This is a genomic window from Streptomyces aureus, from assembly GCF_000725495.1.
Lineage (GTDB): Bacteria > Actinomycetota > Actinomycetes > Streptomycetales > Streptomycetaceae > Streptomyces > Streptomyces aureus_B.
This window is the reverse complement of the sequence record NZ_KL647043.1, coordinates 94932-114147: the sequence shown is the minus strand read 5'-3', so window position 1 is coordinate 114147 and position 19216 is coordinate 94932. Positions and strand designations below refer to the sequence as shown.

The 19216-nt window shown below is 68.5% G+C and carries 11 protein-coding genes and 6 pseudogenes; 4 read left to right on the top strand and 13 right to left on the bottom strand.

Features of this window, described 5'->3' with window-relative positions; translation table 11 throughout:
* Positions 1 to 1000, top strand: a 1000-nt coding sequence (locus tag IO36_RS42825) for an RNA-guided endonuclease InsQ/TnpB family protein (RefSeq protein WP_037628811.1), incomplete at its 5' end; no start/stop codon positions are given.
* Here IO36_RS42825 and IO36_RS42820 read toward each other — a convergent pair.
* Entirely contained in the window at positions 975 to 4709 is a 3735-nt protein-coding gene (locus IO36_RS42820; protein WP_037628810.1) for a S8 family serine peptidase, read from the bottom strand. The genes IO36_RS42825 and IO36_RS42820 overlap by 26 nt on opposite strands.
* A 354-nt stretch (positions 4710 to 5063) precedes the next feature.
* On the opposite strand from IO36_RS42820, the gene IO36_RS42815 reads away from it, so the two are divergent.
* Positions 5064 to 6095: a PP2C family protein-serine/threonine phosphatase gene (locus IO36_RS42815; RefSeq protein WP_078943820.1), complete on the top strand. Its 1032-nt coding sequence runs from the start codon at positions 5064 to 5066 to the stop codon at positions 6093 to 6095.
* Between the two features lie 324 nt (positions 6096 to 6419).
* On the opposite strand, the pseudogene IO36_RS42810 reads toward IO36_RS42815, so the two are convergent.
* Positions 6420 to 6917: pseudogene (locus IO36_RS42810) on the bottom strand (LuxR C-terminal-related transcriptional regulator); the annotation flags it as partial.
* Positions 6908 to 8125 carry an RNA-guided endonuclease InsQ/TnpB family protein gene (locus IO36_RS42805; protein ID WP_037628807.1) on the bottom strand — a complete coding sequence of 406 codons (1218 nt, stop codon included), beginning with the start codon at positions 8123 to 8125 and terminating at the stop codon, positions 6908 to 6910. The gene IO36_RS42805 and the pseudogene IO36_RS42810, both read right to left, overlap by 10 nt.
* A gap of 24 nt (positions 8126 to 8149) precedes the next feature.
* Here IO36_RS42805 and tnpA point away from each other — a divergent pair, with 24 nt between their 5' ends.
* Positions 8150 to 8581, top strand: a complete 432-nt coding sequence (gene tnpA, locus IO36_RS42800) for an IS200/IS605 family transposase (RefSeq protein WP_037628804.1) — start codon at positions 8150 to 8152, stop codon at positions 8579 to 8581.
* Between the two features lie 118 nt (positions 8582 to 8699).
* Here tnpA and IO36_RS42795 read toward each other — a convergent pair whose 3' ends face one another.
* From IO36_RS42795 to IO36_RS42770, 6 genes and pseudogenes are all read right to left on the bottom strand, one after another.
* Positions 8700 to 9488, bottom strand: a complete 789-nt coding sequence (locus tag IO36_RS42795; RefSeq protein WP_037628802.1) for a hypothetical protein — start codon at positions 9486 to 9488, stop codon at positions 8700 to 8702.
* Between the two features lie 76 nt (positions 9489 to 9564).
* Entirely contained in the window at positions 9565 to 10089 is a 525-nt protein-coding gene (locus IO36_RS43620; protein WP_051901363.1) for a hypothetical protein, read from the bottom strand.
* Positions 10090 to 10098: 9 nt separating this feature from the next.
* Positions 10099 to 10851: a hypothetical protein gene (locus IO36_RS42785; RefSeq protein WP_158997808.1), complete on the bottom strand. Its 753-nt coding sequence runs from the start codon at positions 10849 to 10851 to the stop codon at positions 10099 to 10101.
* Positions 10852 to 11369: 518 nt separating this feature from the next.
* Positions 11370 to 12925, bottom strand: a pseudogene (locus IO36_RS42780) (SpoIIE family protein phosphatase).
* Between the two features lie 49 nt (positions 12926 to 12974).
* Positions 12975 to 14215: pseudogene (locus IO36_RS49500) on the bottom strand (membrane dipeptidase).
* Between the two features lie 404 nt (positions 14216 to 14619).
* On the bottom strand, positions 14620 to 15621 hold the full coding sequence (locus IO36_RS42770; RefSeq protein WP_037628794.1) for a TIGR00341 family protein: 1002 nt from the start codon (positions 15619 to 15621) through the stop codon (positions 14620 to 14622).
* A gap of 127 nt (positions 15622 to 15748) precedes the next feature.
* On the opposite strand from IO36_RS42770, the pseudogene IO36_RS48840 reads away from it, so the two are divergent.
* A pseudogene (locus IO36_RS48840) lies at positions 15749 to 16181 on the top strand (hopanoid C-3 methylase HpnR); the annotation flags it as partial.
* A 301-nt stretch (positions 16182 to 16482) separates the two neighbouring features.
* On the opposite strand, the gene IO36_RS42765 reads toward IO36_RS48840, so the two are convergent.
* The 4 genes and pseudogenes from IO36_RS42765 to IO36_RS42755 form a co-directional block, all read right to left on the bottom strand.
* On the bottom strand, positions 16483 to 16746 hold the full coding sequence (locus IO36_RS42765) for a hypothetical protein (RefSeq protein ID WP_209441358.1): 264 nt from the start codon (positions 16744 to 16746) through the stop codon (positions 16483 to 16485).
* Positions 16747 to 17459: 713 nt separating this feature from the next.
* Positions 17460 to 17822 (bottom strand): annotated as a pseudogene (locus IO36_RS43965) (heat shock protein transcriptional repressor HspR); the annotation flags it as partial.
* A gap of 216 nt (positions 17823 to 18038) precedes the next feature.
* Positions 18039 to 18485 (bottom strand): annotated as a pseudogene (locus tag IO36_RS42760) (heat shock protein transcriptional repressor HspR); the annotation flags it as partial.
* Positions 18482 to 19063, bottom strand: a complete 582-nt coding sequence (locus IO36_RS42755; RefSeq protein WP_037628792.1) for an RNA polymerase sigma factor — start codon at positions 19061 to 19063, stop codon at positions 18482 to 18484. The gene IO36_RS42755 and the pseudogene IO36_RS42760, both read right to left, overlap by 4 nt.
* Positions 19064 to 19216 lie beyond the last annotated feature (153 nt).

Below are 19216 nucleotides of genomic sequence, written 5' to 3'. Positions count from 1 at the left end.
GGTGTCGGGGAAGCGGCCAGGGCGCCGTATGGGGCTTCCGGTGTTCAAGTCGAAGAAAGACAGTCGGCAGGCCGTTCGTTTCTCCAGGAACGGGTTCCGGCTGCGGGACAACGGGCGGCTGAACCTCGCGAAGATCGGGGACGTCCGGGTCCGCTGGTCCCGGGAGCTGCCGTCGGCCCCGTCGTCTGTGACCGTGATCAAGGATGCTTCGGGCCGTTACTTCGCGAGCTTCGTCGTTCAGGTCGAGCCCGAGCCTCTCGCGCCCCTCTCGTCCGAGGTCGGCATCGATCTTGGCCTGACCCACTACGCCGTTCTGTCCACCGGGCAGGTGATCGACAACCCCCGCTTCCTGCGGCGCGCCGAGCGCCGGCTGAACAAGGCGCAGCAGGCGCTGTGCCGGAAGGCGAAGGGGTCGAGGAACCGGGCCAAGGCCCGGCTGAAGGTCGCTCGTGCGCATGCCCGGGTGGCCGACGCGCGCAGGGACTGGTGCCACCAGAGTGCTTCGAGGCTGGTCCGCGACAACCAAGCGGTCTATCTCGAGGATCTGGCGGTGTCCGGCCTGGCCCGTACCCGCCTGGCCAAGTCTGTGCACGATGCTGCGTGGGGCATGTTCCGCCGCGTGCTGGAGGAGAAGGCGGCCCGCTACGGCCGGCACGTCGGCATCGTCTCCCGCTGGCTGCCCTCCTCGCAGACATGCTCGGTCTGCTGGGCCGTGGAGGGGAAGAAGCCGCTGCACGTGCGTATCTGGCGGTGCCAGGGCTGCGGTACTGAGCATGATCGTGACCTCAATGCGTCGCGAGTGATCCTCGCCGCCGGGCAGGCGGAGAGGCTAAACGCCCCTGGAGGGCCGGTCAGCCCTGGCACGGAAATCCCGTGCCGGGCACGGCCCGTTGAACGGGGAACCCACCCGAAGGCCCAGCCGGTCACCACCGGCAGCCAGGCGGGAATCCCCGCCCTTTGGGGCGGGGAGGATGTCAACGCAGGCCGTACGCCCGGATGATCTCGTTCTTGACACCGAAACCGCTGCTCGTCACGGCGCCCGCCCGGACCGAGACGAAGCCGCCGGGCTTCCTGGCCGTCTTGAACCGACCGGTCCAGGAGCCGCCCGTGCCTTTGACCACCGGAACCTTCTGCCAGGTGGCGCCATCGTCGTACGAGACCTCCAGCTTCACCGTGGTGACCCTGCCGGGTACGGTGCCGCCGCCCATCGACACCGGGCTGAGTACCATCTTTTGAGCCGTACCGGCCCTGACGTCGCCGTGCAGATCCGAGTCCAGCCGGTAGTCCAGGTTCAGCACCGAGAAGGGTTCGAAGGAATCCGAGTCCACGGTGTCGGACATGAACGTCCACTGCGTGTGGGTTCGCGTCGACAGCCTGAAGACGTCACCGGGCCGCTCCACGTCGAGGACGGCGCGGTAGGGCAGGTTGCCGGCCGGTACCTCCTGCCACTGCATGTCGCCGCTCACGGGATTGTCGTAGATCTGCGTGCCGCCCTGGAAGATCTGCAGGTGGGACGGTGTCTGACCCCACGGCAGGTAGCCGCCCAGCCGCATGTGGTCGGCGGCGGAAGCCCAGGCCTGCACATTCCAGGTCATGTAGTTCTGCCAACGGGAGTTGTACACGCCGAAGGACTCGTTCTGGCCGGGCCGGGTCGCCGGAGCGAACCAGTCCAGACGGGTGGTGCTGCCCTTGGCGTACGTGTTGTCGCCCGACACCATCGTCCAGGGCAGGGCTTCGTCGACGCCCTGCGTGTGGAACTCCCTCCAGTCCTGACCCGGGGTCACCCATTCGGTCCGGGTGCCCGGATGCCGCTCCGTATCGGGAAAGTTGAAGGACGGGCTGAGGGTGAAGTCGGACCGGTAGCCTTCCGCCGTCTTGGTGCCCGTCGCCGCGTAGTAGCGGGCGTCGATCCGGGCGAGGTCGCGTTTGGCCGGCGTGTAGACCAGGGCCCGGTCCGGGACCCGGCCGGGGTAGTCCCGGGTCAGGTCGTAGACGAACGGCGTGTACCGGGTCTGCTTCACGGTCAGTCCTACCCTGCCGGCCTTGGCCATCGCGATGAGGGCCTTGCCCTGGTCGCGGTGCACGGTGGCGACCGGGAGGGTCGACTCGCCCACGTACTCCATCAGGGAGCCGGCACCGTCGTTGACCACGAGGAGCACCTTCGCACCGGCCGCCGCCGCCGCCTCGGCGCGCTCCTGCGGGGAGATCCCGTCACTGCGCTCGACGACGACGACCTTGCCCCTGGCCCTGACCTTCTCGTACTCGGCCCTTGAACCGTTGCCCGCGTAGACGACGCCCAGCGTGTCGGTCGCGGTGCCCAGGCGGCTGCCCGCCTGCACCAGTGCGTCGAAGCGAAGGTGACCGCGCGACGTGCTCAGGTCGAGCTGCGGCTCGCCCTTGCGCCAGCGGGTGGTCAGGATGAACGTGCCCTGCTTCATCGGCTTCGTCGGAGCCACGTAGACGTCGTCGTACGCCGGCGGCAGCACATACGCGCTGCGGTAGTCCGTGGACGGGTCGAAACCCTTGTAGTGGACGTTGAAGTCGACCTTGCGCTGGCGGTCCTGGGTGCGCTGCGGCGCCTCGGTCCGTAGCAGGCGCGCCCTGCTCGCGTCCAGCACCACGTCCCTGGGGCCGTCCTTCAGCACGGTCTCCGGGGCGACCAGCACGGCCAGACCCGAACGGTCCGCCTTCTCGCCGGCCACGTCGAGGTAGCCCGCGACGGTGTAGGTGCCCGGTGCCATGCGCATGGTGGTCGAGCCGTCGACGTAGACGTTCCACGGCCAGACGTCGCCGGCCAGGTTGATCCCGACCCAGCCCGCGGCCGGCTTGCCGTCCCGTCCGACCAGCTTGATGTTCAGGTCGTAGCGCTCGTCCTCCTTGAGAAGCGCCACGGACGTTCGCGTCACGGGCTTCCCGGTGGCCGCGTCGGTGGCTGTCACGTAGCCGACGTGCCGGCCCGCCGAGGCGGCCTGCGGGTCCCCGGTCACCGGGACGGCGGCGGTGCCGCCCGCCGGGACGCTCACCTGGGTCGCTCCGAGCGTGAACGCGCTGTCGTCGCCGGTCAGCGCCAGCTTCAGGGTGACCTCGGCGGAGCCGGTGTTGGTGAAGGTCAGGTCCTTGGTGACGGCGACGTCGCTCGGTTTTTGCGGCCATGTGTAGCTGCCGAAGAAGAGCGATCCGGTGCCGCGGACCGTGGCGCGCACAGCGGCGGCCACGTCGACACGGCCGGTGCCCACCTCGTAGGGCGAGTACCCCGCGTCCAGGCCCTTCGCGCTGCTCATCAGCTGTTCCTTGAGCTGCGCGCCGGTCCAGTCCGGGTGGCGCTGGGCCAGGATCGCCGCCGCGCCGACCACGTGGGGAGTGGCCATGGAGGTGCCGCTGAGGGTGCGGTACAGGCCCTCCCCGCCGTCGGTCATGTCCTGCGAACGGGCCGCGGTGATGTCCACGCCGGGTGCCGAGATGTCCGGCTTCATGCCGCCGGAGTGGGCCAGCGGGCCGGTGCTGGAGAAGGACGCGAGCCGGTCCTGCTTGTCCGTGGCGGCCACCGTCAGCGCCGAGGCGGCCGCGCCCGGGGCGGATATGCTCTCCGGGCCCGCGTTGCCGGCGGCGATGACGAACAACGTGCCGTACTTCGCCGACAGCGCGTCGACCGTCTGCGACATCGGGTCGCTGCCGTCGCTCGGGTACGCGTCACCGAGGCTCATGTTGACCACGTCCGCGCCGGACTCGGCCGCCCACTGCATGCCGGCCATGACCCACGAGTCCTGGCCGTGGCCGTCCGCGCCGCCGAGCACCTTGCCGACGTACAGATCGGCGTCGGGGGCCACGCCCTTGTAGTCACCTCCGGAGGCGGCGCCGGAACCGGCGACGGTGCCGGCCACGTGCGTGCCGTGCCCGTTGAGGTCGGTGATGCCCTCACCCGGTACGAAGCTGGCCGTGCGCTCGATCGCGCCCGCGAGGTCGGGGTGGTTGACGTCGATGCCGGTGTCGAGCACCGCGACCTTGACCCCCTTGCCCGTGTAGCCGGCCGCCCAGGCCTCGGGCGCGCCGATGAGCGGCACGCTCTCCTTGAGGTTGACCTTCACGCGACCGTCGAGCCACAGCTTCGACACGCCCGCGCCCAACTTCGTGCTGCCCTGCGGCGCGAGGCCGGTCCAAAAGGTGCGGGACTGCCGCTTGCGGGTGCTGAGCACGGCACCGCGAATGCCCTTCAGCGTGCGGGTCAGCCTGCTGCCCCGGGGGGCCGTCGGTTCGACGGCCGAGCGGGACTTCGACTCGGCGTACGTCGCGATCAGCGGCACCGAGGACATCTTCGCGTCGTCGTAGCCCATTTCGATCAGGCCGGTGACGTCGAACAGCCGCCGGTCCAGCTTGCCCGCGCCCAGCAGCGGCGCCGCCTCGTCCGGGACGACGAACAGATCACCGTTGATCGTCTGCATTTTCACGCCGCCGACGGCGCTGTCCGGCCGGTCGACATCGGCGATCTGTTTGCCGTCGGCCGTCGTGGTGACCGTGACGACGTCGCCGGTGACCAGAGTGACCTTGTGGGTCGCCGTGGACGCGGCGGGACGGGCGGGCTTGCCTGGAGCGGCGTGTGCGGGCTCGTGCACAACCGCGAGCCCCGACGCCAGCAACGACGCCACGGCGGCAGCCGAGACCAGCGGCCATCGCCCGTACCAGGAGGCGGAGGACTGGGAGGGAGAGAACATGCCCCCGGGTCTATCGGCCCGCTCCTGCCCACGAGAAGGCAAAACGACGGCAAGTCCTCGCCATGGCAAGGACTTGCCAGTCACAAACCACCGGCAAACGGGTCCGGTCGCATTCTTTTGTCCCCGGTACCGGCCGGAAACCCCCGGCCCGCGAAAGCACGGCAGGAACCGGCCCCCTCCTCACCGCCCGCCAGGCTCCCCTCCCGGTCCCCGGGGCGGCGAACATCCCCGTACACGGCAGCACGTGGAAGGCTTGAGGGATGGCCCATCGACCACAGTTGGACCTGCGGCGTTCCTGGCGGCCAGGCTCCGCGCCCGCACTGGTCGCGTTCCCTCCCGGTAGGGCTGATCGCCATGGTCTGCGTGGCGGACGTGCTCTCCCCGCCGCACATCCACCTCGGCCCGCTCCTGGCCGCAGCGCCCGCGATCACCGTGGCGTTCGCCGGGGCCCGCGTCACGGCCCTGATGGGAGCTCTCGCGGTGGCCGCCCAAGTACTGATCGGCGCAATCAGAGGGGTTCTGCTCACCGCCAACATCCAGGCTCAGATCGCAGCCTTGATCATCGTCTCCATCGTCTGCGTCACCATCTGCGTGGTACGCGACCGCAGCGAGCAACAGTTGCACCAAGTGCGTTCCGTGGCCGAGGCCGCGCAGCGTGTGCTGTTGCAGCCACTGCCGGCGCACGCCGGCCCGCTGCGGATCGCCGGCCTGTACATCCCCGCCGACGAAGAGGCCGACCTGGGCGGAGACCTGTACGCGGCCGCACGCACCGCCCACCACAGCACCCGGCTCCTCATCGGCGACGTACGCGGCAACGGCCTGGCCGCGATCAACAACGCCGCCCTGCTCCTCGGCGCCTTCCGCGCAGCCGCCCACCGGCAGGCCACCCTTCCCCGCCTCGCCGTCCACCTGGACGCCGCGTTCCGCTGGGACACCAGCCAATGGCGGTCACCGGCGGAGCAGGACACCGACGAGGAATTCGCCACCGTGACCCTGCTCGACATCCCCGACCACGAGCCGGTCGTCCACCTCATCACCTGCGGACACCCGCCCCCGATCCTCCTGCGCGGCAACGACCTCACCGCCCTCACGGCCGAGGCGAGCCACCTGCCGATCGGATTCGGCGGAGCCTTCGGCGTCTCCGAGTACAACGTCCAGACGTTCCCCTTCGAGGTCGGCGACCTCCTGCTGCTCTACACGGACGGCGTCATCGAAGCCCGCGACCGCGACGGACACTTCTACCCCTTCACCAAACGGGCGCCGCAGTGGACGAAGGACGACCCCGACGAACTGCTGCGCCGTCTCCGCGAGGACTTGCTGGCCCACGTCCACGGCCGTCTCGGCGACGACGCGGCCGTCGTGGCGATCCGCCGTCTGGCGCTCTGATCCCCGGCCCTCCAGGGACGCGCTGCGCCACCACGGCGCGGGCGCCGCCCGGCTGGGAGAGATGCCGCGGTCCGGACCGTCCCGCGACCGGGCGCCCGACCTTTTCCGGACCGGCATCGGTTCATGCACCGGCTCCCGGCCACTGCTCCAGCAAATTCGCCACCGCGCCCGCCCCGGCCCCTGCCCGCTCACGACGCCGCTCCGGCGGCCGGTCACCGTCTCGGGTCCGGCAGCGCCCGCCGCCCCGCCATATGCCCCGCCATACGCCCGGCCGGGACCCAGCACCACCCGGCCACCTGCGCCTGCGCGACGGCAACGAGCACCTCAGGGGCCCGGCGGCAGCCAGCCCTGCTGGACCGCTCGTACGCCCGCCTCGAACCGGCTGCGCGCGTCGAGGCGTTCCATCAGTTCGGAGGCGATCCGGCGGGCCGTGCGGTGGGACACCCCGAGCCGTTTGGCGATGGTCTCGTCGGTGTGGCCCTCGGCCAGGAGCCGCAGAGTGGTCGACTGCTGGCCGGTGAGCCCGTTCGGGTCGGTGGGGACCATCTCGCCGAGCGGCTGCGCGGACTCCCAGGTCGTCTCGAACAGCGCGCACAGCGCGGTGAGAGTGCCCTGCCCGGTCAGCAGAACGGCACCGGCGGCGGTGTCGTCGCTGCTGACCGAGATCATGGCGGTCATTCGGTCCATGATGATCATCCGCGTCGGCAGGGACGCGACCGTGCGCACCCGGCCGCCCAGCCCGGCCAGCCAGGTCGCGTGTTCGACGGTGGGCCGGTTCGTACGGACACTGTCGAGTTGACATCCTCTCCGCCCTAAAGGACGGGGATTCCCGCCTGACTGCCGGGTGCCCGGCTCGCCTTCGGGTGGGTTCCTGTTTCTTCACGCTGTGCCGGGACAAGTCCCGGTCTTATCCGCGCTCCGCAGGCTGACACTGCCAGTCCGGCAGCCTTCGCGACGTTGACTGCCGCATTGATGTCCCGGTCAAGGTGCGCCCCGCAGGCACCGCACGTCCACGTACGGATGTGCAGGGGCTTTGGACCGTCTTTGACGCCGCAGGCCGAGCACACCTGGGACGTGGGCTCGAACCGGCCGATGCGGTGGAAGGTGCGCCCGTACAGGGCGGCCTTGTACTCCAACATCGCAGTGAACGCCGACCATCCGGCGTCGTGCACGGACTTCGCGAGGCGGGTACGCGCGAGTCCCTTGACCGCCAGGTCTTCCACTGCAACCGCTTGATTCTCGCGGATGATCTTCGTGGAGAGCTGGTGGTGGAACTCGCGCCGCGCATCGGCGGTCTGTGCGTGAGCACGCGCAACCTTGATCCGGGCCTTCGCCCGGTTCTTCGACCCCTTAGCCTTCCGGCTGAGATCCTGCTGCGCCTTCTTGAGCTTCTTCTCGGCCCGGCGCAGGAAGCGCGGGCTGTCGATCTTCGTGCCGTCCGAGAGGATCGCGAAGTGAGTCAGGCCCAGGTCGATGCCGACGACGTTGTCCGTGGCAGGAAGCATCTCGGAGTCGGTCTCGACCACGAACGACGCAAAGTAGCGGCCCGCACTGTGCTTGACCACGGTCACCGTGGACGGAACCGACGGCAGGGAACGCGACCACTTCACAGCCAGGTCGCCGACCTTGGGGAGCCGGAGCTTTCCGCCGGCCGTGATCTTCCATCCGGCGTTGGCGGTGAACCGGACCGACTGCCGTTTGTCCTTGCGGGACTTGAACCGGGGCGCACCCATCTTGGGGCGCTTGCCCTTGAGGCCGTCGAAGAAGTTCTTGTAGGCGGTGTCCAGGTCTCGCAGGGACTGCTGCAACACGACCGATGACACCTCGGCGAGCCACGCACGCTCGGGAGTCTTCTTCGAGGCGGTGAGCTGCTTGGACAACTCCCCGGAGGAGACGAACGGCAGCCCGGCGGCCCGGGCGCTCTCACGAGCCCGAAGGGCATCGTTGAAGACAACCCGAGCACACCCGAACGCCCTCGCCATGCGCTGACCGGCGCTCGGGTACACGCGGAAGCTGTACCGAAGCTGCATGCCCAGCACTTTACCCTTTGGTCTATGTCACCACGATGGAATCCCAATCCCGACGTGCGCACCGGCCGTCACGTCGTCTACAACCTGCATGTCCACTTGGTTTTCGTCACGAAGTATCGGCGTGAAGCCATGACCGACGCCATGCTGACGCGGTGCGAACAGATCATGCGAGAGGTGTGCACGGACTTCGAGGCCGAACTCAAGCAGTTCAACGGCGAGGACGACCACGTTCACCTGCTGGTGCACTACCCGCCCAAGGTCCAGCTCTCCAAGCTGGTCAACTCCCTCAAGGGCGTCTCGGCCCGACTGCTGCGCAAGGAGTACGACCATCACGTCCGGCAGTACCTGTGGCAAGGACGCTTCTGGTCCGGCTCCTACTTCGCCGGGTCCTGCGGCGGTGCACCCCTGACCGTGGTCGAGCAGTACATCGAGAACCAAAAACACCCCACAGGCTGAGGCGAACACTACGGACCCGCGCCTCTGGAGCGGGTCCGAACAGTTCTGAGGTGGCCTTCACCCCCGCCCCCGAAGGGCGGAGCCCTGGCCAGGGTCAAAGATGGAACAGTCGCTGTGCCTAGTGCAGCGTGCAGTAGACAACGCTCGGATAAGTCGCGGCGAACGCCCACAAGAAGGTGTTCAGTCGCATGGTGACCAGGATTCCCAGATGCATCGCCAGCGCGGCCGCCAGGACCGCGTAGGTCACGCGCGGCTCGCCCAACAGGACGAGAGGGAAGGTGCATTCCAACGCGATCACCCACCACCCCGCGAGCCACGCCGCCCGAGGGTGTGAGGCGACGACGGGTCCCAGGCGACGGTTGCCGTACGTCCTGGTGCCCAGGATCCCGCCGAGCGCCCGGCCGCTGCGCCACACCGGTGAGATCAGCTTGGCGACACCTGCGACGAAGTACGCGCAGCACGCCTGCCCCGTCACGAACCAGAGGAACGAATGCTGTGAACCGTCGGTGCCGATCACCGTGGCGCAGAACGCCGCCACGAAGATGATCAACGACAGCTGGTCCGCGCCGTCGCTGCCGTACGGGGAACGCATGCCCAGGAGAACCGAGGTCACCGCGACAACGCCCAGGGACAGGACGGCCGGCACCAGATCCCCGATCACGGTCGCCAGCGCCGCAGCCAGCCGCAGCACCACCAGCACGAGGACGTTCGGATACTGAAAAACCAGATCGACGGCCCGATCCGTACGGCGAGCCAGCCGCCACGTCCGGCAGGACCGCCCGACCGGCCAGCCGGCGATCGCGTGGTCGGCCAGCAGCACGGGACGAGTGAGGTACTCCCAGGAAGAAATCACGACGCCCACACCACCGATCGACAGGGTGAGGCGTACCGCCAGATCAGCGTTCACAAGACCCGCTCCATGAAACCTCCCGGTGCTCGTGCACCGAGATCAGACGTCGTTCGCCAACGGGATCCGACACGACTCAGTCGATCTCGTGCAGGGAGGAGACGAAGGCCACCGCGGGAACGGCCTCCTCGTACACGGAACTCTTCTGAATGACGAGAGCGAACTGAGCGGCACACGGATCCCCGGAACAGGGCTGCGCCGACACATGGGCCAGGATCGCCAGGTAGGGCGCCGACAGCTCGATCTCCTCCGGCCGACGCCCCAGGGACGCCAACTGCAAAAGGCCCTGGGACGCATCGAGCAAGGCCTTGGCATGGCGCCGGGCGGGATTCCACACAGCCCACAGCGGCCGGCCACCGACAGGATCATCCGCCAACTCCCGCCACTGCGTCAGCCGGCCGTCGAACGTCCGGTAGCGGCGCAGCAGTACGTAATCCTGCATGCCCGGAGTCGGGGCGAAGAAGGTCCACAGCGGGATGAGACCCAAGACGTCGTGCCTCCGGACGACCGCCGCCACCCGCGTCCGCGCCTGGCACACCAAGGTCAGGGCAAGCCACAGACAGCACACCGCCGCAAACACGACACCGACTACCTCGCGCATCCTGCTGCCTCAAGCATGATTGTGGCCCAGCAGATCACGGCGCCGGTTCAACAGCTTGCGCGCCGAGGCCGTGGGACCGAGCCGCTCGATCTCCTCGGCCGAGAGCGGGGCATCCTGCTCGCTCGCACCCACCACCAGGCAGTACTGGGTCGCATGAGTGATCTGCGCGAGTTGCTCCACGAATCCGGTCCAGCTGTCACAGCAGTCGGCCCGGATCGTGAGATTCATTTCCAGCTGATCGTCCGGCACCTGATCCACCGCAGCCCTCTCGGCTTCGGTCAGAGACGGCATATGGCGAACCGCGACAGCAGCCAGACCCCCCGTCGCCCCCGGGACCAGATGCTCGACCAACGTCAGTTCCTCAGGCGCGAGTCGGCCCCCGTTGTACGGGTTCTCGATCGCCGCCAAACCCGCTGCGGACGAGGGGAAGACGTGCGTCGCAAGCGTCCGGGCGCCATAGCGGATCGTCGCGAAACTCTCCGCCTCGCGCAGCAGCCGGTAGGCACGGTAATAGCTCACCTTCTCGCGGGCGCTGAAGAGATCGTAGATCTCCTGCGCGAGCCGGACATCCTCCCCGCTGCCCTCCAGGACGGCCTCCCAGATCCGGTCGAGGACGGGCGCACCCGCCCGGTCCACGAACACCACGATGGAACCCGGCGGCGTCAGAATCCGCTGGGCCGGATCACTCGGGACGTAGTCGATGATCTCGATGCTGCTGGTGCGGAGCTCCCGCTCCTCCAGTTCGTCGGCTGCGAGCTGCAACGCCGTTGACCTGTCCATACACGCAGTCCGTTCTCCGAGGGCATGGCGAAGATCCAGTGTCGGCCCCCGGACACAGAGCCCCCGCCCGGCGTACGCCACCCGGTCATAGCGTCAAGCACTTGGGTCGTCATGCTGGGCTTGAATGAAGCCCCGCCAAAACACTGTTCAGCCCGGCGTGGAGTTGGGTGTGACCAGGGCCAGAAAGCGACGATGCCTTCGCCGCCAGCGCTGCCCGGCACGGTCCGGGAGCCCGGACGAGTGAGTGAGCCGTCGCGGTTGACCGCGAACTCGTCGGCGATGCCGTTAACCCCTGTCTGGGCGTAGAGGTAATGCCTGTCCGGGGTGGTTGCGGCTCGACTGTGCCGGGGTTGGTGGGCGTCTTGCCCAGGGGGTCAGCCGGCGGCCGTACTCGGAGGCTCGGAAGCCGCTGAGGGTGGAGCTGCCCGCGTTGGAGGCGTAGAGCAGGTCACGGGTGGCAACGATCCAGCAGGCGGCCGACTGGCCCCCAGGCCCGCAGGTCACCGGTTGGGTCGGACGAGCAGGAGGGCGATGTCGTCATGGTGCGATGCGGAGGACTCGGCATGGCGGAGGAGACAGTCGGCGAGGCGGTCGAGATTCTGGATCCGGGATTGCGTGAGACGTCCGGCGAGGGCGTCGATGGCGTGGTCGATGTCTGCACCGGGCACTTCCACGAGCCCGTCGGTGTACAGGGCGAGTACGGCGCCGGGCGGAAGCGGGACCTCGGTGGTGTCGTAGTCGGCGTCGGGATCAATGCCCAGCAGCAGTCCGGGAGGCACGCTCAGGACCTCGGCACGCCCGTCGGGGTGACGGAGCAGGGGCGAGGGGTGTCCGGCGGTGGCGAGACCGACGCGGTGGTGGCAGAGGTCGAACTGGGCGATCAGACAGCTGGTGAACAGCCCGGTGCCGAGGTCGGTGAGGAGGCGATTCGTGCGGACGAGGAGGTCTCCGGGGAGATGCCGTCGGTGGCATGGGCGTGGACGGTGGTGCGGACCTGTCCCATCAGGGCGGCGGCTGCGGTGTTGTGGCCTTGGACGTCGCCGATCGCTGCCGTGGTGGCGGTGGCGGTGTGGATGAGGTCGTAGAAGTCGCCTCCGATGTCCATGCCGTGCCCGGCGGACTGGTAGCGGGCGGCGACGTCCAGGCCCGGGACATGGGGCAACGCGGGGGGAAGCAGGCTGATCTGGAGGGTGCGGGCGACGGTGTGCTGGGCGTCGTAGAGGCGGGCACGGTCCAGGGCCTGGGCGATCAGCCCGGCGAGGGAGGCGAGGAGAGCGCGTTCGGCCGGGCGAAAAGAGTGGGGCTGGTCGTAGGAGAGGGCGAGAGAGCCGATGCGGCGGCCGGAGGCGGTCAGCGGCAGGAAGGCCCAGGAGCTTCTGGCGTCATAGGGGGGTGCTCCGGGATAGGCGCGCTGGAAGTCGGCGAAGCTGGTGAAGAAGACGGGGTCGCCGATATCTCGCGCGTGCGTGGTCGGCGTCTGGGAGGCCATGGGCGTACCGTCGAAGTGGCCGATGAGTTCGGCGGTGTGGCCGCGGTGGCTGATGATGTGCAGGCGGCCTTCCTCCGCGATCGTGAGGACCAGGCCCTGGGGGCCGAAGGCGGGCACGATCTGGTCGGCGGCGACGTCGGCCACGTCATGGACGGTGGGGGCCTCGGCGAGGGCGGCCGCCAAGTGGGTGAGGTGATACAGCCCCATGGCACCGACTGATTCCTCGGATGACGGAGTCTGCGTGGTGACCGTCTGTCGCGAGGCGGGTGTGATGCGCACACTGACACCGCTGCCGTCGGGGTAGAGCCGGAAGAGCAGCGGTCTGTCCGGGGGACGTGTCGCGGTGAACGAGGCCGGCCGGTGGGTGACCGCTGCGGCTCGGTAGCCTTCCTCGCTGATCGTCGTGTGCAGCCACGGCAGTGCTTCCCAGAGCAGACGCCCCACGAGGAAGCCAGCATCGCTCCCCAGCAGATCGGCACCTGCGGAATTGATGAAGGTGAGACGGCCTTCCAGGTCCAGTGCGCAGCAACCCGTTGGCAGGCGTTCGGCGAAGCCGAGCGCGGCCATGGCCTGGGCGGGGTCGGCATCCTTGAACGATGCCGGAAGGTAGCGCGGCTCACCGGAAGGCAGCAGGGGGTTGCCCTGGGCGGCGGCCTGCTCCAGAACGAGCGCCGTCCGCCGGCAGTATGCGGTGACGGTCTCGCGTTGGTACGAGGTCGGGTGCGGAGAGTGTCCGACGGGCCACAGCAGCGCGAGGCCTCCCCACACCGCGGTGCCGCTGATGAAGGGGCCCGCGGCGAGTGTGAAGTCGTACGGCAGGACAAGGCCCAGTTGCGGGTAGTGGCGGGCCACCTCTTCCTGGCTGCCCAGCCAGACCGTACGCCCCTGGCGTATGGCGTCCGTGACCGGCGTCGACGTATTCAGCGAGGCGCGGTACCAGGGCGCGGCGATCTGCCGGGACACACCGGACAGCAGCGTGAGCCACACCAGTCGGTCCCCGGGCGGCAGCAGGTAGAGCAGGCCGGCCGATGCGCCGGTCTCGCGCATCACCTCGGCCATGAGCGTCTCCACGCGCTCCGTGACATTGCCGGTTTCCGGGCTGGGCGGCGACGATTTCATGGCCCCTACCTGGTCCTCCTGGCCGGCCGCGGCGGCCGTGCGAGCGATAAAGGAGTCCTCCCACCACCTTCGCGCCGACGACAGGACCCACGCCACACGACGCCGGCCGGTACCTTCCTGGCGCTCCCGGGGCTTCCAGCACGCGTACCGGGTGCTTTGCCTTCGCACGCTTACTCCACGCCACTTTGGCCCCCCGTACGGTTCCTGTCCCCTTCAAGACCACCGTGATGAGCGCCAACCCGGACGATTCGCCCAGCCTGTCGATGAGCCAGGCGGTTCTCCTCGGTCTGACAGTCGGCCGGGCTAGTGAACCTGAGTCGGAGATTCGGTGGCCGGAGGCAGGCCTGCCGGGACCCTCCAGCCTCGGCAGGCAGGCATCGGCCGGTACTCCCTCGACCTCGGCCGCCTCGCAGCACCGCGGGACGGTGTCGTCCAGCACCTCCTTGACGAGGTCCGGGCCCAGGCCGACGTGCTCGATCGCCTTCACTCCGGCGATGTGCTCGATATGGTCCACCAGCCGGTCGACCGAGTCATCGCTCGCATGCAGATTTCTGCCGAAGAAGTCGACACCGACCACCCCGCCCGTCGCGGCGATGCCCCGGAACTGGCCGTCCGTAAGGATGCGGTGGTGCTCGAAGAGCGCCGCGCGCTGGAGTGGGCGGCGAGCACCGGCCGCGACGCCAGTTCCCACACGTGCTCGACACCTGCCACACCCAGGTGACCGACGCCGAACAGCATCCCCAGGCGCTCCAACTCCGCCGATGCGCAGACCCCGGCTCGGGCGAGCCTGCCGCCGGTGGCGTGTGCACCCGCGCGAACGCCAGAAGGTCCCGCGGTCGCATCGCCAGCATGGAACCGGCGAGGCCAGTGGAGCGGGGCATCGCCCAGGCGCGGGTCGCCGTCGGCGGCTCACCCGGCTCGTGCCCGACATGTCCCACCGCAGTACGGTGCAGCACCGCCTCGTACGGGTCGCACGCGGTGTGGTCCACACCCAGTGGCGTGAACAGGGACCTGCGCGCTTGCTTCCGCTCAAGGACCGGCACAGAGTGGGCCGCCGCCTGTTCGGCATCACTGCCAGCCATTCCAGCCAGGGCCGGTGCCGCTGCAGAAGGGGAGGCCCGAGGAAGGCCGGCACCAGGGGCTCAGTCGCCGACGGTTCCGGCATCGATGCGCTGGCCGCGCTGGGCGTCCACCACGATGGGGATGCCGTTTGGGATCCGGCCCTCCAGTCGGTCGAGCAGGGCCTGTACTGGCGGGAGATCTTCGGGAGAGCGGACGTGGATGTGCATCGTGCGGGATGCCGCCTCGACACTTGTGACAGACGCGCCGGGCGAGTGGGCGAGCCACTGTTCGGCGGCGTCCTTGGTCCGGCTGGTCCAGGTTTCCAACAAGAGCGTCAGTGCGGTGTTGGCCGCAAGGGGTACGAACACGACGACGAACAACAGGCTCAGGGCGGCGTAGGCTCTGCGCGCGGGCCGCCCGCCGGCTTGATCGCGCCGGGCGGCATAGTCGAGCGCGCCGAAGATCATCATGCCGCCGAAGACCAGGGCGAAGAGGTTGGACACGAACAGGACCAAGGCGCCCAGCGCGAGCCACCCCGCCAGATGTGCCAGGCAGACTCCGACAACGACGAGTGGTGGAACCAGGGAGATGGCGATCGCCACCCCGGGCAGCACGGCGCCGACGTCCCGTCGCGCGAGTGCCACTGCACCGGCGAAGCCTGTCGCCAGGGCGGCGACCAGATCCATCAGCCCAGGTGACGTGCGTGACGTGATCTGGCTGTTGGATAGCAGGTCTTGGTCGCCGGGGATCAGGAGGGCGAACGCCACACCGACCGCGATCACCAGCACGCAGGCGGTCAGGACGACCCTGACCGATCCGGTCCGTCGGCGCTGTACCGAGCCCAGGGCGATGCCCATGATCGGGGTCGAAAGCGGCGCGATGATCATTGCGCCGATGACGGTGGCGGTCGAGTCCGTCAGTACCCCGCCGGCCGCGATGACCGACGACAGAGTCAGCATGGTCCAGAAGGCCGACGATTTGGACCTCGTGTCCCCGGACGACAGGTCCAGATCCTGCGTCAGTTCGTCCAACGAGCGGCGCTGGGAGGCGGGCAGAATGAGGGTGCGAACTCGGCTGAGCATGCCCCTCAACCAATCATGAGAGGCACGGCGGTGGTGGACAGGACACGATGCATGCGACCAAGTACGGCTTCCTGGGCCCGACGGCGGTGAGAGCGGTCCACGTCTCCCGGGCCTGTCTCGACGCCCCGCCGTCCCCAAGATCGTGCACCTGGCAGTGATGGCCCGCCACCCCGGGGCGGAGATCTGGTACACGGAATCCCGCAGGCCCACCACTCGCGACTACTGCCTGTTCACATCCAGCATGCCGTCGTGCCCACCACCCTCCCCTGGACGTCTTTTACTGCGAACTGGTCAAGACCCAGACGGTCATCGACCGCAAACACCTCGGCCTTCGCATCGTCGTCGGCGCCCTTCGAGTTCTGGGCGCCAACCTCGCCCGGGGACAGGTCAACTCCGCCTGCATGCGTGGAAATTCAACCGCGTCCTACACCTCTGGACGGCAGACCGCTGACTGCTGCCGCCCGTTGCGCTGCCATCTTCGGCTGCCGCAGCTCCGGGACATCGGCGACCGCCGCAAGCTGTACGTCCATACCCGGCCGCCGACTCGAGGCGACGCCTGACAGGCCGGGCAGATGGAATAGGTTCGCTGTCCTACGGCCCTCCCGTAGCCAACACCCCGGTCACGGGTCTTCCCCCGAAGCCTGCTACGGGCAACGTCGAAGCCGGCGTCCCCGGGCCTCGGACGGCAGTGGGAGGGGAGGGACAGGGGATGTCGAAGGCGTTGAAGGCGATGCCCGGTGACGCCTCAGCCCCCCGACTCTTTTGATGACCCCAAAGTCTCCCGGGAGGATCCGGCATGCGCCTGCCGAACTTCCTCCAGGGCGACCTCGAACGGATCGGGCGGCGGAGCCGAAGACCGGGTCAGGGGAGGACGATCAGCTTTCCTACATGCCGACGTCGGGCGAGTTGCGCTTGGGCTTCGCGTACCTCCCCGAGGACCAGGTCCGTGCCCAACTGCGGTTCCAGCTGGGTGCGCAGGCGATGAGCAACCAGCTGATGCTGCTTCTTCGGGCTCATCATCATCAGCAACTGGCCGTGGCTGATCTCCGGCCAGGCCAGGGATTCCGGCCGGTCGAACGTTTCACGGAACTCATGGAGATGCCGGTAGATGCTCTGTTCCGTCATACGCTCACCGTGCATGACGAAATCGTCATGCCTCTCCCTCTCCTTGTGGCGGCCTTCCGACGCCAGCCTCCGGGGACTGATTCGCCAGGCCGGCCCCCACTTCATCCGATCCTGTCAGCTCAGTACTGCTCGCCTCTCACACCCTGCGTGCGATGGAGATCCGCAATCTCGCCCTCGAGGGCCTGCGCGATCGAGTGGTCCAGGGAGGCGTTCCAGGCCACTGCCGATGTGTACTGGGGATGGTCGCGCTTGCAGACCGTGCTGGATGCGGGCCTGTGGGCGGACAACTGAACGTACGTCCCCGCCGAGTCCTCGCAGATTGCACCCCGGCCGATGTGTTCGATCCATTCTCCGTGGTGGGTGCACCGGTGGACTCAGGTGTCCCGTCTCGTAGGTCGGCGTGGCCCTGCCTGCAGTTCCCCCCCGGGCCTCCGTGGGTACGAACAGGAAAGGTGTACGGGTAGCTGCTCGGTCGACCGGCCGAGCCGAACGCCCACGGCCCCGGACCCCACCGGGGTTGAGCAGACCGCGATTCGTTGCTGCACTCGCGCCAGCGCGCTGTTTCTCCAGGGACGCGCCTGCCGCTGCGAGTACATCGTCGGCGACCGGGGTCTCCCGCTTTGCGGCCAGGTCACCGGCGGCGCTGATCATCGCGGCTCTCGAGACGGGAATCCGGCACCCCGGTGAAGCGGCTACCCCGGGAGTGTGCGGCTTCGCCGCATCGCGGTGACCGAGGCCTCGACGGCAACCTGCAGTTCCGCAACACGGGGGAGTAGGGCCGCCACCTGCATCTGCAGCTCGATGATCCGTTTGATGCCGGCCAGGTTGATGCCCTCGTCCTGCGACAACTGCTGTATCTGACGCAGTAGTTCGATGTCGCGGGCCGACCAGCGAGGGATTCCGGCGGGTGTCCGGGCCGGGCGGACCAGGCCGATGCGGTCATACTGGCGCACCGTGTGAGGGTCCAGTCCGGACATCTCGGCTGCCGCTGAAAGGGCGTAGACCGGTGCATCGTCGTCGGTTTCGTGGGGGGCACGGTTTCGCGGCTGGACGGATGCTGCATCGGGCGCGGGGATCTCACCGGCAGGTTCTGCGGCTGCCGTGCCTTGCATCCAGGACAGCAGTTCGCGCCTGTCCGCTTCCCGTTCCTCGCGAGGAGGCGGCGCTTCGAGCTCTGCCGCGGCCCGGCGCAGCAGGGTCGTCAGCGCTTCGTCCTCGGCGCCTTCCGCCTCGGATCCGTCTTGGATCCTCTGGTCCGGGTTTTCTGGGACTCCGTGTCGGTCATGGGTGTCGTCGGAGGGGTCCTGCTGCTGCCCGGGACGCCAGATGATGAGTGGGCTGCTCTGCGTGGTCTCCGGGGCTGTTGGGACATCATGGTGGTGGGATGCGCGAGCGCCGGCTTGGCCTTTAGGCATTGCGGCCTCGGCCTCGTCCAGGGATGCCGCGATCTCCGTGAGATGGGACTGCAGAGCGGCGACCTGGTTCTGCATCTCTATGATCCGTTTGATGCCGGCCAGGTTGATGCCCTCGCCCTGCGACAACTGCTCGACCTGGCGCAGTAGTTCGATGTCGCGGGCCGAGTAGCGTCGCCCCCGGTCCGCGGTACGGTCGGGGGCGACCAGACCCAAGCGCTCGTACTGGCGCAGTGTCTGGGGGTGGAGCCCGGAGAGCTGGGCCGCCACCGAGATGACGTAGATCGGGGTCTCATCGGTCAGTTCGTATGGGTCGGGCCGGGTCATGCCTGCCTCCTCTCCGTCTTGCCGCCATCGACGTGGAACGGCAGATAGGGGCCGACCTGTTCCCGGAGTGTTCGGCGCGCGTAGGAAAGGTGTACCCGAACAGTTGCCGGGCGCATGTCCAGTTCGGCAGCGATCTCGTGGGTGGGCATCTGCAGCAACAGTGCCATTGTCGCCACATCGCGGCGCACGGTGGGCATGCCACGCAGAACAGCGGCGCATCTGGCCAGTGCCAGACGGTTCATCGCGACGTGCTCTGGGCTCTGGTCCTTGTGGTCCGCCGTCCAGATCTGCTCCAGCAGGGCGCGCAGGCATTTCTGTCGCCGGATCTCGTCGACCCGTTGGCGGCGGCACACGGTGATCAGCCAGGCTTTCTGACGTTCTCCGTCCCAGGTGCCGAATTGGTCCCATGCCTCGATCGCTGCCTTGAAGGCGCCCATCACGATGTCCCGGTCAGAGGAAAGATCCTTGCCCGACCCCATGCCCAGGCGTGAGGCGAACTGACGCAACGGGTCGTACAACTCGTCGAAGAGGGCCGCGAGTAAGGCTTGATCCTCCCGGTTCAACTGCTGTTCTGCCACCGGTCATCGCCCTCGGCGGGCGGGTGGTCGTGAGCTGCCAACCCGAACGCGCATTCCCGGCCCCCCGACGCCTCGTTCCTGCTCGACGACGCTGCCCGGCGGCGCCTCCCGCAGCACCGCCACCAGCGTACGACGACGCTGCCATTCGGCTGC

Bases quoted from the DNA above. Each gene is read 5' to 3' on its own strand.
- IO36_RS42815 (WP_078943820.1), top strand. From the start codon at position 5,064: ATGGTCTGCGTGGCGGACGTGCTCTCCCCGCCGCACATCCACCTCGGC.
- IO36_RS42765 (WP_209441358.1), bottom strand. From the start codon at position 16,746: ATGACGGAACAGAGCATCTACCGGCATCTCCATGAGTTCCGTGAAACG.
- tnpA (WP_037628804.1), top strand. From the start codon at position 8,150: ATGTCACCACGATGGAATCCCAATCCCGACGTGCGCACCGGCCGTCAC.
- IO36_RS42805 (WP_037628807.1), bottom strand. From the start codon at position 8,125: ATGCAGCTTCGGTACAGCTTCCGCGTGTACCCGAGCGCCGGTCAGCGC.
- IO36_RS42820 (WP_037628810.1), bottom strand. From the start codon at position 4,709: ATGTTCTCTCCCTCCCAGTCCTCCGCCTCCTGGTACGGGCGATGGCCG.
- IO36_RS43620 (WP_051901363.1), bottom strand. From the start codon at position 10,089: ATGCGCGAGGTAGTCGGTGTCGTGTTTGCGGCGGTGTGCTGTCTGTGG.
- IO36_RS42770 (WP_037628794.1), bottom strand. From the start codon at position 15,621: ATGCTCAGCCGAGTTCGCACCCTCATTCTGCCCGCCTCCCAGCGCCGC.